16 protein-coding genes are annotated in these 15,277 nt (G+C 38.7%); 14 read left to right on the forward strand and 2 right to left on the reverse strand.

The window, feature by feature from the left end; genetic code table 11:
- Positions 1–2,456, reverse strand: a 2,456-nt coding sequence (gene rne / locus H4J67_RS17055) for a ribonuclease E (protein WP_182204450.1), incomplete at its 3' end; no start/stop codon positions are given.
- A gap of 614 nt (positions 2,457–3,070) precedes the next feature.
- On the opposite strand from rne, the gene rluC reads away from it, so the two are divergent.
- Positions 3,071–4,018, forward strand: a complete 948-nt coding sequence (gene rluC / locus H4J67_RS17060; protein ID WP_070376494.1) for a 23S rRNA pseudouridine(955/2504/2580) synthase RluC — start codon at positions 3,071–3,073, stop codon at positions 4,016–4,018.
- A gap of 114 nt (positions 4,019–4,132) precedes the next feature.
- Positions 4,133–4,798: an HAD-IA family hydrolase gene (locus H4J67_RS17065; RefSeq protein WP_182169888.1), complete on the forward strand. Its 666-nt coding sequence runs from the start codon at positions 4,133–4,135 to the stop codon at positions 4,796–4,798.
- A gap of 107 nt (positions 4,799–4,905) precedes the next feature.
- On the opposite strand, the gene H4J67_RS17070 is transcribed toward H4J67_RS17065, so the two are convergent.
- A complete protein-coding gene (locus tag H4J67_RS17070) occupies positions 4,906–5,517 on the reverse strand; it encodes a nucleoside triphosphate pyrophosphatase (RefSeq protein WP_182169890.1) in 612 nt (203 codons plus the stop codon).
- 119 nt (positions 5,518–5,636) lie between these two features.
- Here H4J67_RS17070 and yceD point away from each other — a divergent pair, with 119 nt between their 5' ends.
- The 12 genes from yceD to H4J67_RS17130 all read left to right on the forward strand — a co-directional run bounded on the left by yceD (position 5,637) and on the right by H4J67_RS17130 (position 15,275).
- Positions 5,637–6,149 carry a 23S rRNA accumulation protein YceD gene (yceD, locus tag H4J67_RS17075; RefSeq protein WP_182169892.1) on the forward strand — a complete coding sequence of 171 codons (513 nt, stop codon included), beginning with the start codon at positions 5,637–5,639 and terminating at the stop codon, positions 6,147–6,149.
- A 47-nt stretch (positions 6,150–6,196) separates the two neighbouring features.
- Positions 6,197–6,367 (forward strand): 50S ribosomal protein L32, encoded by a 171-nt coding sequence (gene rpmF, locus H4J67_RS17080; protein ID WP_070376498.1) that lies wholly within the window; start codon positions 6,197–6,199, stop codon positions 6,365–6,367.
- Positions 6,368–6,407: 40 nt separating this feature from the next.
- Entirely contained in the window at positions 6,408–7,409 is a 1,002-nt protein-coding gene (gene plsX / locus H4J67_RS17085) for a phosphate acyltransferase PlsX (RefSeq protein WP_404842806.1), read from the forward strand.
- A gap of 121 nt (positions 7,410–7,530) precedes the next feature.
- Positions 7,531–8,466 carry an ACP S-malonyltransferase gene (gene fabD, locus H4J67_RS17090; RefSeq protein ID WP_182169894.1) on the forward strand — a complete coding sequence of 312 codons (936 nt, stop codon included), beginning with the start codon at positions 7,531–7,533 and terminating at the stop codon, positions 8,464–8,466.
- Between the two features lie 8 nt (positions 8,467–8,474).
- Positions 8,475–9,209 (forward strand): 3-oxoacyl-ACP reductase FabG, encoded by a 735-nt coding sequence (gene fabG, locus H4J67_RS17095; protein ID WP_070376500.1) that lies wholly within the window; start codon positions 8,475–8,477, stop codon positions 9,207–9,209.
- A gap of 160 nt (positions 9,210–9,369) precedes the next feature.
- Positions 9,370–9,603 (forward strand): acyl carrier protein, encoded by a 234-nt coding sequence (acpP, locus tag H4J67_RS17100; protein ID WP_070376501.1) that lies wholly within the window; start codon positions 9,370–9,372, stop codon positions 9,601–9,603.
- A 463-nt stretch (positions 9,604–10,066) separates the two neighbouring features.
- Complete coding sequence (gene fabF, locus H4J67_RS17105; protein ID WP_182170302.1) at positions 10,067–11,305, forward strand: beta-ketoacyl-ACP synthase II; 1,239 nt, start codon at positions 10,067–10,069, stop codon at positions 11,303–11,305.
- Between the two features lie 93 nt (positions 11,306–11,398).
- Positions 11,399–12,220, forward strand: coding sequence for an aminodeoxychorismate lyase (gene pabC / locus H4J67_RS17110; protein ID WP_182204451.1), 822 nt, complete (start codon positions 11,399–11,401; stop codon positions 12,218–12,220).
- Between the two features lie 2 nt (positions 12,221–12,222).
- Entirely contained in the window at positions 12,223–13,221 is a 999-nt protein-coding gene (gene mltG, locus H4J67_RS17115) for an endolytic transglycosylase MltG (RefSeq protein ID WP_182204453.1), read from the forward strand.
- A gap of 21 nt (positions 13,222–13,242) precedes the next feature.
- A complete protein-coding gene (gene tmk / locus H4J67_RS17120; RefSeq protein ID WP_182169898.1) occupies positions 13,243–13,872 on the forward strand; it encodes a dTMP kinase in 630 nt (209 codons plus the stop codon).
- A 28-nt stretch (positions 13,873–13,900) separates the two neighbouring features.
- Complete coding sequence (locus tag H4J67_RS17125) at positions 13,901–14,812, forward strand: DNA polymerase III subunit delta' (protein ID WP_182169900.1); 912 nt, start codon at positions 13,901–13,903, stop codon at positions 14,810–14,812.
- A 136-nt stretch (positions 14,813–14,948) separates the two neighbouring features.
- Positions 14,949–15,275 (forward strand): PilZ domain-containing protein, encoded by a 327-nt coding sequence (locus tag H4J67_RS17130; RefSeq protein WP_182169902.1) that lies wholly within the window; start codon positions 14,949–14,951, stop codon positions 15,273–15,275.
- The last annotated feature ends 2 nt before the right edge of the window (positions 15,276–15,277 follow it).

Below are 15,277 nucleotides of genomic sequence, written 5' to 3' on the forward strand. Positions count from 1 at the left end.
ACAGGCGTTTCAACAACAGGCGTTTCAGCAACAGGTGTTTGAACTACTGGTGCTTCAACTACAGGCGTTTCAGGATATCTTGCTTCAACAGGGTCTTCACTAACTTCAGTTGTTACTGCTGCTGCGTTAACATCAACAGCCTGATTTTCAGCAGGTTGACGACGTCGTTGTCCATTAGAGCGTAAATGTCTAGGTGAACGACGGTTTCTAGGACGTTGTTCATCACTAGTTTTAGTCTCACTAAGCTCTGGCTGTGCAGCGTCGGCTTGTGTAGCTACTGTTTCAACGGTTACCGCTTCATCGATAGTCGCGACTACTTGAGCCTTTTCTTCTGCGGCTATTTTGCTTAACGCAGCGTTATTAACAACCGTTGAGTTTTCATCAACAATACGTACTTTTTTACTGTTGTTACGACGTTGACGACGTACTGTAGTTTTTTCTTCTTTAGGCTTAGTATTACGCTCTACTGGCGCTTTACGAGGCTGTTTATTCGGCTTGTTATCTTTATTTTCATTAATGTTGTCTTTATTGTCATTAATGACTGGCTTGATATCAGCACGATCTTCATTTTGAGTATCATTACGTTTGTCGTTACGATTAGCATTTCTGTTATCGTTGCGGTTTTCGTTACGATTATTATTGTTACGACGTTGACCTTGACGACCACGTTGCGGACGACGTTCACTGTTGTTGCTTTCAGGTTTCTTTGCAGGTTCAACAACTTTAGGTGCAACTTCCTCTTCGGCAGCGAAGAGTGATTTACCCCACTTAATTAAACCATCAAATAAGCCCGCAGATTCTTTAACTGGAGCGACAGGCGCTACAGGTTTTACTGCGGTTAACGGTGCTGATTGCTTAGGTGAAGACATGCCTTGTAATGCTGGCTCGTCACGTTTAGCGGCTTGCTTATCGAATTTAGGCATTACAGCTTCTTCAACTGAAGCTTCAGTAATGGTTCTTTCGTAGCTTGCTTCTTCAACACTTTCGTCAGTTCTTACTCTAATGACTTCATATTGTGGTGTGTCCATATGAGGATTAGGAATAATAAGAATATTAACGCCGTGATGTTTTTCGATATGAAATACTGAACGACGCTTTTCATTCAAAAGGTAAGTCGCTACAGGTACAGGCACTTGAGCTTGTACATGTTGCGTATTTTCTTTAATGGCTTCTTCTTCCATTAAACGCAAAATAGACAAGGCCAATGATTCAACACTACGTACGTGTCCAGTACCATTACAACGAGGACAAACGCCTTGGCTAGTTTCACCGATAGAAGGGCGTAAACGTTGACGCGACATTTCTAATAAACCAAAACGAGAAATTCGACCTAATTGAATACGAGCTCTATCTTGTTTTACAGCATCACGCATGCGATTTTCAACTTCACGTTGATGACGCACAGGTGTCATGTCAATAAAATCAATAACGACTAAACCACCCAAATCACGTAAACGTAATTGACGAGCAACTTCTTCAGCAGCTTCTAAGTTAGTGTTAAATGCTGTCTCTTCTATATCACTACCTTTAGTTGCGCGGGCAGAGTTAACATCGATCGATGTCATCGCTTCAGTTGGGTCAATAACAATTGAGCCACCAGAAGGAAGTCTTACTTCACGCTGAAACGCAGATTCGATTTGTGTTTCAATTTGGTAATGAGTAAATAGGGGAACATCGTTCGTGTAGAGTTTTATTTTACTTAAAAAATCAGGACGAACCACTTCTATATGTTTTTTAACACTTTCGAATGTTTTCGGGCGATCAATTAATACTTCACCGATATCGCGGCGTAAATAGTCACGAATAGCACGAAGGATAACGTTAGTTTCTTGGTGGATCAGAAAGGGAGCAGGTTTAGTTTCTGCCGCTTCTGAAATGGCTTTCCAATGGTGTAAAAGAACGTTTAAATCCCAGTCTAATTCTTCATAGTCTTTACCTACACCAGCAGTGCGAACAATTAAGCCCATGCCTTTAGGTAATTCTAATTTGTTTAAAGAGGTTTTTAAATCTGTGCGTTCATCGCCTTCAATGCGACGAGAAATACCACCAGCACGAGGATTATTTGGCATTAATACCAAGTAACTACCGGCTAAACTGATAAAAGTCGTTAGCGCTGCGCCTTTCTGGCCGCGTTCTTCTTTATCAATTTGAACTATAACTTCTTGGCCTTCGCGCAAGACTTCTTTGATATTAGGACGACCCTGAAAGGTATAACCTTTAGGGAAATATTCGCGTGCGATTTCTTTCATCGGTAGGAAACCATGACGTTCGGCGCCATAGTCAACAAATGCAGCTTCTAGAGACGGCTCTATACGCGTAATTTTTGCTTTATAAATATTTGATTTCTTTTGTTGATGACCAGGACTTTCGATATCTAAATCATAAAGTTGTTGACCATCGACAAGTGCTACACGTAACTCTTCCGATTGTGTAGCGTTAATTAACATACGTTTCATAGTTTTAGTGACTCATTTTAGTCACAACACTATAAGCTTCGAACACAAAGCAATTTATCGCTATGGTAACAGCAATTTGTCAGCCTCTCGGGTGTCATATTACAGCGCCATAGTGCGCTGTAAGCTGTTATTTAATCTGATTGTACCCTCAGGTGATATTCACCCAAGAAAAATTGTTTCTTCATGCGCGCAGCAAATTGTGCTGTGCTCGATATTATCAAATTGATATTTGTTGAGCAGTTTGAAATTCGGCGTTTTGGCTTACTATTCGGTTTGTTGCTCGATGGAAATTTATCTAATTTGGTTTATATCATTACAAAATAGCTTTCGTTGCGCGGGACTAAAATGTTTATGCCGTTTTTTGACTTGTTATTCAGGTCAATTCTTGCAATAGGCCGTTCGGTTAATGTGTCGTCGATAATAATTTATCGTGATAACGCACATTAATGTGGCCGCATTTTGCCTCTTACGTTTCGCTAAAAGCTTCTATTTTTTACCTTATTGTCTTAAATAAACAATAACGCCAAGATTATCCCACTTAATTGAGGCAAAAGGCAATTAAATCGCTGAGTTAATTACGCTAAAATGAAAATATATATGTTAAACTCGCTTTTATGAATGAAAATACAAAACCCCAAGTTCGATTTTATACAATCGATAGCGAAGACGCTGGTCAAAGAATAGATAACTTTTTATTAAAAACCTTAAAAGGTGTGCCGAAAAGCATGATTTATCGCCTATTAAGAAAAGGCGAGATAAGGGCTAATAAAAAACGGACTAAACCAGAATACAAAATACAAGATGAGGATCTGATTCGTGTTGCGCCCATTCGTATTTCTGAAAATACTAATGAAGTGTCTACTAAGTTAAATATTGTCGCTAATTTAGAAAAACAAATATTGTTCGAAGATGACCGTTTAATTGTTATTAACAAACCTTCCGGCATGGCAGTTCATGGTGGTAGTGGTTTAAGTTTTGGTTTAATTGAAGCCATGCGAGCTTTACGCCCCGACGCAAGAATGCTTGAACTTGTTCATCGACTCGATAGAGATACTTCAGGCTGTTTAGTTATTGCTAAAAAACGTTCAGCTTTACGTCACTTACATGAGCAGTTGCGTAATAAAACGGTGCAGAAATTTTATCATGCCTTAGTGAAGGGGCAATGGTCGACTAAATTAACCCGTGTAACGGAAGGCTTGAAAAAGAATGATTTAAAATCGGGTGAACGTGTCGTTGTTGTCGATAACATTAATGGTAAAGAATCAGAAACGCGTTTTAAAGTGTTAAAAAACTTTGAAAATGCCACACTCATTCGCGCCTTTCCTGTTACGGGTCGTACTCACCAAATTCGTGTGCATTGTCAAATTAAAGGTCACCCTATCGCTTGTGATTCAAAATATGGCTATGAAAACTTTGATGAAGACATGAGAAAACTAGGACTTAAGCGCTTATTTTTACATGCGGCTAGTATCGAGTTTACCCATCCAAGTACCGATGAAAGAATTAAAATAGAAGCACCGTTAGAGCATTCGTTACAAAATTTACTAACAAAACTAAAGTAATTCCCCCGGCGTGATACTAAAGTAAATTTAGCTTCACGCCGTTATCTTGGTTATACAAGCTAAACACTTATGAGCAAATAAGACCTCAATTATTAAATGACCAAAAGAGAAAATATGCACAACTATAAATTAGTGATTTTTGACTGGGACGGCACCTTAATGGACTCTGTCGATCGTATTGTTTTCTCAATGCAAGCCACGGCTGTTGCATTATCACTTGCACCACCTGCTTATCATCAAGCGAAACAAATTATTGGTTTAAGTTTACCTAAAGCGATTGCAACATTATTTCCTGAGGCTAATGAAGAGCAGGTACAATTATTAACGGCACAATATAAGCATCAATATGTTGAAGTAAATACTACGCCAACCCCTTTATTTGATCATGCGCTTGAATTATTAGTAAATTTAACAAATGAAGATAAAATTTTAGCGGTTGCGACAGGAAAAGCACGAGCAGGTTTACAACGTGTTTGGTTAGCGAGTGATACCGAGCACTTTTTCCATGCCTCTCGATGTGCCGATGAAAGTATTTCTAAACCTGATCCAGATATGATCAATAGTTTGTTAAAAGAATTAAAGATTGAAAAGCATCAAGCGGTGATGATAGGTGATACTTCTTTTGACCTTGAAATGGCGCAAAGAGCAGGGGTTGATAGTATTGGAGTAACTTATGGTGTCCACGATGAAAAAGTGCTGTCAACGTATCAACCAAAGGCGATTGTTGGCTCATTGGCTGAACTACATCAATTATTGTTAAATAGGGCGGTTAAGGGGTAATACCTGTCGCTATTGTCATTAACTGTTTGTTATTTGATTGCTTAGTCAAATAGCAAACGTTGCTGCCGGCAACTAAGCTAAATTAATTCGGCTATTACACACACCGATTAAACGACGGATGCTATTGCTGTTTTTTGCTCTTGTAACACATCTAACCCCTGGGCTTTAAGTAAACTAATCAGTCTAATTAACGGTAAACCTATTAGAGTATTAGGATCATCCCCCTCAAGCTTTTCAAATAAGCAAATACCTAGTCCTTCACTTTTAAAACTCCCTGCGCAGTTATAAGGCACTTCTGCATGTAAATAGGCAGTAATTTCTTGTGCAGAGAGTTCTTTAAAGTGTACGGTGAATAAATCAACCAACGAGAGGCTTCTTCCTGTTGAACTGTCGAACACACATAAACCCGTATGAAACTCTACCGCTTTGCCACTAAAACTGCTCAGTTGTTTAAAGCCATTTTCAAAATTGTGCGGTTTACCTAATATCTTTCCTGCAGACAAAGCCACTTGATCTGAACCAATAATCAGCGCATTCGGAAATTGACTGGCAACTGCCTTTGCTTTTTCTACGGCTAAACGTTCCACAAGTTCAATGGCTGTTTCGTTAATTAATGGTGTTTCATTGACATTAGGTTTTGCACAATCAAAAGCTAAATTTAACTTTTCTAAAATAATTTTTCGAAAAGGTGATGTAGAAGCTAAAACTAAAGTTTTCACAGGAATTACTCAAAATATAAACAGTTATACAATAATATGTGGGCTTTCTTTAATTTTTAAAGAAAAATTGTTATTTTTCTTTTGACAGCAGGGGGCAAGCACATTAATATGCGCGCCTTATGCAAAATCTTAAACTCCCGATAATGATAAACCCCCGAAAGAGCGCCCAACGCAGGTTGGTGTGTGACGGCTTCTTTGAAGTGTCGGGGATGAATAGATTGCTTGAAGTGTGTACTCCATGCAATGAGCAGATGCAGGTTAATGTTAATTTTGATGTGGACGATCTCGGCTTGAATGTCATATCAGGAACAGGATCCGTATCAGTAGCATTAATTTGTCAGCGTTGTACTGAACCATTGATAATAGATTTGGATGTAGAGTTTACTCTAAGTCCTGCTAAAGATGATGAAGCCGCTGAAGCATTGCCGTCATATTATGACGCAATAGAATTAGATGAAAATGGTGAAGTTAACCTGCTAGAATTAGTGGAAGAAGAGTTATTACTCGCAATTCCGTTAATTGCAATGCATGAGCCCAGTCAGTGTCAGGCATCAGTTGACAGTGTATGGGGCGAATTGCCTGAAGAGCTTGAGAAACCAAACCCATTTGATATATTACAGAAATTTAAATAAACAACTTATTTAATTAATAACGATTAACCGATTTTTAGGAGTAGCTAATGGCAGTTCAAAAGAGCAAAAAGTCTCGTTCAAGACGTGGCATGCGCCGTTCACATGACGCAGTAACAACAGAAAACTTATCAGTAGATCCAGTATCTGGTGAAACACACCGTCGTCATCATGTAACAGCTGATGGCTTTTACAAAGGTGTTCAAGTAATCAACAAGTAAGCTGATTGCTTTGAAAAATCTAACCATAGCGTTAGATGTTATGGGGGGCGATAAAGGCCCCCTTATAACAATTCCTGCTGCCATCTTAGCAGTGAAAAACATTCCAGAACTTCATCTTATTCTTTGCGGTGATGTCGATATTATTAACGCTGAATTATCCAAATGCCAGTGTGCTAACCATCCCCAATTGACCATCTTTCCAACCACTGAAATAGTGGCAATGGACGATAAACCTATTGTTGCTTTGCGTAACAAAAAAAATTCTTCAATGCGAAAGTCTCTTGATCTTGTTCATGAAAAAAAAGCACAAGCCTGTGTAAGTGCTGGCAATACCGGTGCACTTTTTTCAATGGCCCATTTCGTTTTGAAAACACTCGTTGGTGTTGAACGTCCAGCATTAATTTCTTCTCTTCCTACCCATGATGAAAACAAACATGTTTTTATGCTCGACTTAGGTGCAAATGTTTTTTGTGACTCTAATGTTTTGTACCAGTTTGCTGTTATGGGCTCTGTTATGGCAGAGCAGGTCGATGGCATTAAGTCGCCACGTATAGCCTTGTTGAATATGGGTGAAGAAGAAATGAAGGGCAGTGACCATATAAAACAAACCGCAGCAAAATTAGCGCAAAACAGTGATATTAATTATATCGGCTTTGTCGAAGGTAATGATATTTTCACGAACAAAGCAGATGTGATTGTTTGTGATGGGTTTGTCGGTAATGTTGCGCTGAAAACCTGTGAAGGTGTTGCTCGTTTAGTCTACCAAAAAATGAATACTGTGTTGTCTCGCAACATTTTTACCCGAATTGTTGGACGTTTATTGTCCTCAACGTTAAAAAAACTCTTTAAACCCCTGAACCCCGACCAGTATAACGGCGCAAGTCTGATAGGATTACGCGGTATTGTGGTCAAGAGTCACGGTGATGCCAGTTCAAAAGCTTTTTATATGGCGATATTAGAGGCGATAAAAGAAATTGAACGTCAAGTGCCAGAAAAAATAAAAGACAAACTTGAAAATGGTTTTGCTTGTGGTCGCAAATAAATTATTAGTATTGAGTTAACATAAAGCGTATTTAAAGCATTATCTTTTTATCAAGAAAATAATCCATTAAGTATCATCAATACACCTTTAATTAAAACACAAATAAACATTAGGTAATAAAATGCAAAATAATTTAGCGTTTGTTTTTCCCGGTCAAGGTTCACAAACTGTCGGTATGTTAGCTGATTTTGCTGACAATGAAGTCGTACAAAATACTTTTTCAGAAGCGTCTGCTGCTTTAGGTTATAACCTTTGGCAATTAGTTGCGCAGGGTCCCGTAGAAAAGCTCAATCAAACAAACTTTACCCAACCGGCACTATTAACCGCCAGTGTTGCATTATGGCGTTTATGGTCATCACAGTCTGATTGTAAACCGGCAATGTTAGCGGGTCACAGTTTAGGGGAATATTCGGCATTAGTTTGTGCGGGTGTTATCTCTTTAACAGAAGGTGTAAAGTTAGTTGAGAAACGTGGCGAATTTATGCAGGCCTCTGTACCTGAGGGCGTTGGCGCTATGGCTGCTATTATTGGTCTAGATGATCAAGCGATTATTGATGCCTGTGAAAAAGCACAAGATAACGAGGTGGTTGCGGCTGTTAATTTTAACTCGCCAGGACAAGTCGTTATTGCCGGTCATAAAGCTGCGGTAGAACGTGCCGGTGTCTTATGTAAAGAAGCGGGCGCAAAACGTGTGCTACCTTTACCGGTAAGCGTGCCATCGCATTGCGCATTGATGAAAGATGCCGCTGACAAGCTCGCGGAAGCATTTAATAATATCACTTTTAATACACCAGAAATTCCCGTGGTAAATAATGTTGATGTTGTTGCAGAAACAGATGTTGAAGCAATAAAATTAGCCTTGATAAAGCAGTTGTACAGTCCTGTACGTTGGACAGAAACGATAGAGCTACTCGCAAAAAACGGTGTTTCATTCGTTGTAGAAGCTGGCCCAGGTAAAGTGTTACTAGGGTTAATTAAACGTATCGACAAAACAATCACCAGTGTTTCAGTTAATGATCAAGCATCATTAACTGAAGCATTAGAAACAATTAGATAGGGTAAATTATGTTTTCTTTTGAAGGAAAAGTCGTCTTAGTTACTGGCGCAAGTCGCGGTATCGGCAAAGCCATTGCAAGCCAATTTAAAGCTTTAGGTGCAACGGTATTAGGTACAGCAACATCTGCACATGGCGCTGATAACATTAGCGAATATCTAGGCGAAGGCCATGGTTTAGTGCTTAACGTTACTGACAATGATTCTATTGCCGCTATGTTTGTAGCGATCAAAGAGAATCATGGTGGCATTGATATATTAGTCAATAATGCGGGTATTACGCGTGACAATTTATTTATGCGAATGAAAGATGATGAATGGCAAGATATTATTGATACTAATCTTTCATCTGTGTTTAAAATCAGTAAAGCGGTTATTCGCGCTATGATGAAAAAACGCAATGGTCGCATTATTAATATTGGCTCAGTAGTAGGCACTATGGGCAATGCAGGGCAAGTAAACTATGCAACCGCAAAAGCTGGATTGATTGGTTTTACAAAATCATTAGCGCGTGAGGTTGCATCTCGTGGCATAACTGTTAATACTGTGTCGCCGGGATTTATCGATACCGATATGACACAAACCTTAACAGATGAGCAAAAAGAAGGTATTTTTTCTCAAGTACCGGCAAATCGCTTAGGTAAGCCAGAAGAAATTGCTAACGCAGTTGTTTTTCTAGCTTCCGATGGTGCAGCATATATTACTGGCGAAACATTGCATGTAAACGGCGGTATGTATATGGTTTAATTAGTTGGCTTAATATTATTGAACCAACAAATTGAACAAATTTAGAGCAGTCAACAGGTTAGACCAGACGAAAATTAAAATTAGAAGCTTGCAAGCTAGGCTGTTGACGAATAAACTACACACAATTACGAAAAATTATATTTTCTAGAAAGGAAAAAAAATGAGTACTATTGAAGAACGCGTAAGAAAAATTACAGTTGAACAATTAGGTGTAAGTGAAGAAGAAGTTAAAATCAGCTCTTCTTTTGTTGACGACCTAGGTGCTGACTCTTTAGACACTGTTGAATTAGTCATGGCGTTAGAAGAAGAATTTGATACTGAAATTCCAGATGAAGAAGCTGAAAAAATCACAACTGTGCAAGCAGCTGTTGATTACGTTACTGCTAACCAATAATTACAACGTTAATTATTAGTTTTTAGTTACTGGTTTCCAAGCCAGGCTTTTAAATGAGAATTTAAAGTACACATTCAGGCGGTTTTTACCGCCTGTTTTTTTATCTCCGATTCATACTCGTACCACTTCAAGATGTAGGTCTCAGCAGTCGATAAAGAGTAAGCAGCACAGGTTATACATTCCGTACATAACCCAAGTACTTATATCTGTATGGGCAAAACATTGATTGAAGAGAATAGTTATTCTATTGTTGAAATCAATAACGTTGCAGATAAGCTATAAAGCGAGCTCAGCGTTGCAATACTTGGTAAGGGAATAACGATTATCCTCGTATCGCGCCTTGAACTGATTTCCTAGCTTAATTCTGAAACTGCATCTTGAAGTGGATCGGGTATATATTGTTACTTTCTCAATATGAGAATATAACGATTTCTTTTTCCTTATAAACTCTTAGCGGAGGCACATAGTCATGAGACGCGTTGTTGTTACCGGTCTTGGTATGTTGAGCCCTTTGGGCAACTGTCCTGAATCTACTTGGCAAAATTTATTGCTGGGTAAAAGTGGCATTAGTAATATTGAACATTTTGATACCTCTGTATACACCACTAAGTTTGCAGGTTTAATTAAAAACTTTAATGCAGAAGATTATATTGCACGAAAAGAAGCCAAGAAAATGGATCTTTTTATTCAATATGGTGTTGCCGCGGGTATGCAGGCTTTTAAAGACTCAGGTCTTGAAGTTGATGATGTAAACACCCATAGAATTGGTGTTGCTGTTGGTGCTGGTATTGGTGGCCTAGGATTAATTGAAGAAAATGTTGAGAAAATGCTTAATGCAGGTCCTCGCAAATTATCACCATTTTTTGTGCCTTCTACTATTATAAATATGATTTCTGGTCACTTGTCGATGATGCACGGCTTAAGAGGTCCTAACATTTCTATTGCAACGGCTTGTACAAGTGGTGTGCATAATATTGGTCATGCGGCTCGTATGATATCCTATGGCGATGCTGACGCTATGTTAGCCGGTGGAGCTGAGAAAGCTTCAACACGAACGGGTATTGGCGGTTTTGGTGCTGCACGAGCGTTATCAACGCGCAATGATTCACCAGAGCAAGCTTCACGTCCTTGGGACAAAGACCGCGACGGTTTTGTACTAGGTGATGGCGCAGGTGTTTTAGTGCTTGAAGAATTTGAACATGCAAAAGCGCGTGGTGCAAAAATTTATGCTGAGCTGGTTGGTTTTGGTATGAGTGCTGATGCTTACCATATGACCTCGCCACCGGCCAATGGCGAAGGTGGTGCGCGCGCGATGATTAATGCGATTAATGATGCAAAAGTTGACCAAAGTAAAATTGGTTATATTAACGCTCATGGTACATCAACACCCGCAGGCGATATTGCCGAAACCAACGCAGTAAAATCGGTATTTGGTGACAATGCTTATAAACTTATGATGGGCTCTACAAAGTCAATGACCGGTCATTTGTTGGGCGCAGCAGGTGCGATTGAAACTATTTTTACGGTGCAAGCCTTAATGAATAATGTGGTACCACCAACAATAAATTTAGATAATCCCAGCGAAGGTTGTGATTTAGATTATATTGCTCATACAGCACGTGATGCCAATTTAGAATATGCTTTATGTAATTCTTTTGGCTTTGGTGGCACGAACGGTTCATTAATCTTTAAAAAAGTTTAAGCGCAATAACCGAGAAATATCATCAACTAAACCTTGCAGTTAATTGTTTAAGCCTGAATACTAGTCATCAGTATTCAGGCTTTTCTATTTCTAATGAAACCCAATATGTATTATCAAAGTGTTAATGGTCAAGTAGAGCAACACCCTTCAATCAATAACCGTGGCTTAGCTTATGGTGACGGCGTTTTTACTACTGCGAAAGTGCTTGATGGTAAAGTTGAACGATTAGCGTCTCACATTGAACGATTAACCATGAGCTGTAAAACGCTCAATATTCCCTTGCCAGATATGAACAAAGTCATTATTGAATTAATGGCTGTAGCAGAGCGTTATACTTTGTCTGTAACAAAAGTGATTATAACGGCAGGTGATGGTGGGCGAGGATATTCTCGACAAGGCTGCCAAACAAGTAACGTTATTATTACTTTTCACCCTTTTCCAGAGCATTATGCAAACATGCAACAACAAGGTCTTCACTTGGGCGTATCTTCATTAAAGTTAGGTATTAGCCCTTTACTCTCAGGGATAAAACACCTTAATCGTCTTGAGCAGGTGCTTGTTCGCCAGGAAGTTGATAACCGAGCAGAAGATGATTTATTAGTACTAAATTATTTTGATGATATTGTTGAAGCAAGTGCGGCGAATGTCTTTTGGCTGAAAAATAATGTTTGGTACACACCAAAATTAAAAGAGTCAGGTGTCGAAGGGTTAATGCGTAATCATATCTTACAGACTACGGGTAATTATTGTAAAATTGAGGTCGTTAACGTAAAACTTGCCGCGCTTATTAATATCCAAGCGATGTTTATTTGCAACAGTGTTATGGGTATTATGCCGGTTAGACAATTTCAACATCAAAAATTAGCATTAATGCCTTGTCGTGATATGGCTAAGTTTATTGAGGATATTAGCTAAAAATGAAAAAAATTAAGATAATATTTGCTGTGTCGTTTTTCACCGTGGTGATGTTAAGCGCCTCTTTAGTTGCCTATACCTTTTATCAAATGAAACAGCCGCTCAATATTTCATCCACCCAACTATTAACCATTAAAGACGGTACCTCGTTTAGTCGCTTTTCAGAACAACTGATCAAAAAGGGCTGGCTCAATACGCGTTTTTGGATACGTAATTATGTTCGGCTTAAGCCCGAGTATGCGAATATAAAAGCGGGCACTTATCAAATTAATAAAGACGTTTCTGTCGAGGATTTGTTGGCGCAATTAGTTGCCGGTAAAGAGCATCAATTTACTGTGACTTTTATTGAAGGAACAACCTTTAAGGAATGGTTAGTGCAGTTGAGTGAAACAGATAACCTAGTGCACACGCTTCAGCAAACTTCGGTGGCTGACATCGCGAGTAAACTCAATATTGAACACGTTAATCCCGAAGGGCTGTTCTACCCAGAAACTTACGCGTTTACTGCCGGTACTACCGATATAGAATTGTTAAAACGTGCTCAACAACAAATGTCCGTTGAATTAAATCTAGCGTGGCAAAATCGCGCCGAACCTTTACCTTATAAAAATAAGTATCAAGCGTTGATCATGGCATCAATAATTGAGAAAGAAAGTGGCAAAAATGCCGAGCATGGCATTATTTCATCGGTATTTTTTAACCGTTTAAACAAAAAGATGCGCCTACAAACTGACCCAACCGTTATTTACGGTTTAGGTGAACGTTACCAAGGAGACATCAAATATCGTCACTTGCGCGAGAAAACACCGTATAATACTTACCGAATTAATGGTTTGCCACCTACACCTATCGCTATGCCTGGTAAAAGTGCCATACATGCCGCGTTAAACCCATTAACAACAGATTATTTATATTTTGTCAGTAATGGCAAAGGTCAGCATATCTTTTCAACTAATTTAAAAGATCATAATGCGGCAGTAAAAAAATATCAGTTGAACTAAAAATTGCATAAGAAGTAAAAAATGAATAAAGGTCAATTTATTGTCATTGAAGGTATTGAAGGAGCAGGAAAATCTTCAGCTATTTCAGTGGTTAAAAAAATACTCACCGAGCATGGTATTGATTTTATTAATACTCGAGAGCCAGGAGGCACTCCTTTAGCGGAGTCATTGCGCGATATCGTGAAATCTGCCGATCACCAAGAAATATTGACACAAGAAACTGAATTATTATTGATGTACGCTAGCCGCAGTCAGCTAATGGCGAATCGAATTCTTCCGGCATTAGAAAAAGGTCAATGGGTCATCGGTGACCGCCATGATTTAAGCTCAAGGGCTTATCAAGGGGGTGGCAGGCAATTTAACGATGAACTTATGGACACAATTGCCCAAGTGACCTTAAAAGGCTTTAAGCCGCAGTTAACACTCTATTTAGATATATCTCCTGAGCTAGGTTTAGCAAGAGCGCAAGCTCGAGGGGCATTGGATCGTATCGAATTAGAAAAAATAGAATTCTTTCATCGTGTCCGTAATAAGTATCTTGAAATTGCGTTAGCCGATGAAACGATTAAAATTATTGATGCCAGTGCGCCTATGCCTGTTGTACATAATAATATTCGATTAGCGGTAAACGAATTTTTAAAAAGCTATTAATGACTATCACCGTTAGCAGGAAACACTAATGCACAGTTGGTTAGAGCAACAGCAACTTTTGTTATCAAAGCAAATAACGCAAATAAAATTACCGCATGCCATCTTGATCAATGGTGTCGAAGGCGCGGGTAAAAGTGATCTTTCGCTGTGGCTTATTCAGGTTTTGTCTTGTACTAAACCCCAAAACTCGCAGGGTATTATCTTACCGTGTAACGTCTGTAAGGCGTGCTTACTGCATAAAAGTCATACTTACCCAGACCATTTGCTTATTGAAAGTGGCGGAAAAAGTATTGGTGTTGATCAAGTGAGACAAGCGAGTCGTTTTTTCGAAAAAACAGCGCAAATAGGTCATTGTAAAACGACATTAATAACCGCAGCACATCATATGACAATCTCTGCGGCCAATGCCTTATTGAAAACTCTTGAAGAACCTAATGCTAATAACTATATTGTTTTATTAACCTCTGAAGTTGAAACGTTATTACCGACCATTATTAGTCGTTGTTATGTGATTGATATTCGGCCGCCGGTTGGTGAAAAATTATTAGCTGAGCTTAAGCAATCTGGTAGCGACCCTTTTGTTAACTTGAGTCACTTAAAAGAACTCTCTGACAGTTTTGTTAATGACCAATACCAACATTTTGAGAGCTGTTTCTTTACTTTTTTGCAAAATAAAACTATTAAACGTAGTGAAATATTAAGTTTACTGGTTGATAACACCAATAGCGTTCGTTGGTTAGAAAAAGTCATGGTTAAGTTGATGCGCCAACAATATAATTGGTTAAAAGGCGACATTATCTTGAATGAGCAGGTAATATGGTCAATATATCAATTAGTTTTATCTGCTATTAAACAACTTAAATTGTTAATACAAGCAAACAAACAATTCATCTTTGAAAAGCTACTGGTTGACATAACAGCCGTTATAGAAGAAAAATAGAAAAATAAGTGCATGCGAATAGCAAGCAATACTAGCTCAATTCATCTTTGAAAAGCTACTCGTTGACATAACAGCAGTTACCGAAGAAAAATAAGATTATAATAACTAACTCATAAGATAAATTTGAGGAATAACGATGAAACAATTTAGCTTAGAATTTTTATCTGACAGAGAATTATATCAATACTATATGCCCTTTGTTAAAAATGGAGGGCTATTTGTCCGCAGTCAGGAACAGGTTAATCTGGGCGATGAAGTAACACTTGAAGTCACCTTGCCTGACGCCTTAGAGCCATCAAGTGTTGTAGGTAAAGTATGCTGGTTAACGCCAATAGGCGCTCAAAATGGTACACCAGCGGGTATTGGTGTGAGTTTTGAAGAAGATAATGACAATGTGCGTAATCAAATTGAAAAGTTGATAGGGCGCCTATTGAGCTCTTCAGAGCCAACATTGTCAATGTAGAA

Origin of the sequence: Colwellia sp. BRX10-4, from assembly GCF_014077465.1 — a bacterium.
In the GTDB taxonomy this organism is placed as follows: Bacteria; Pseudomonadota; Gammaproteobacteria; order Enterobacterales; family Alteromonadaceae; genus Colwellia_A.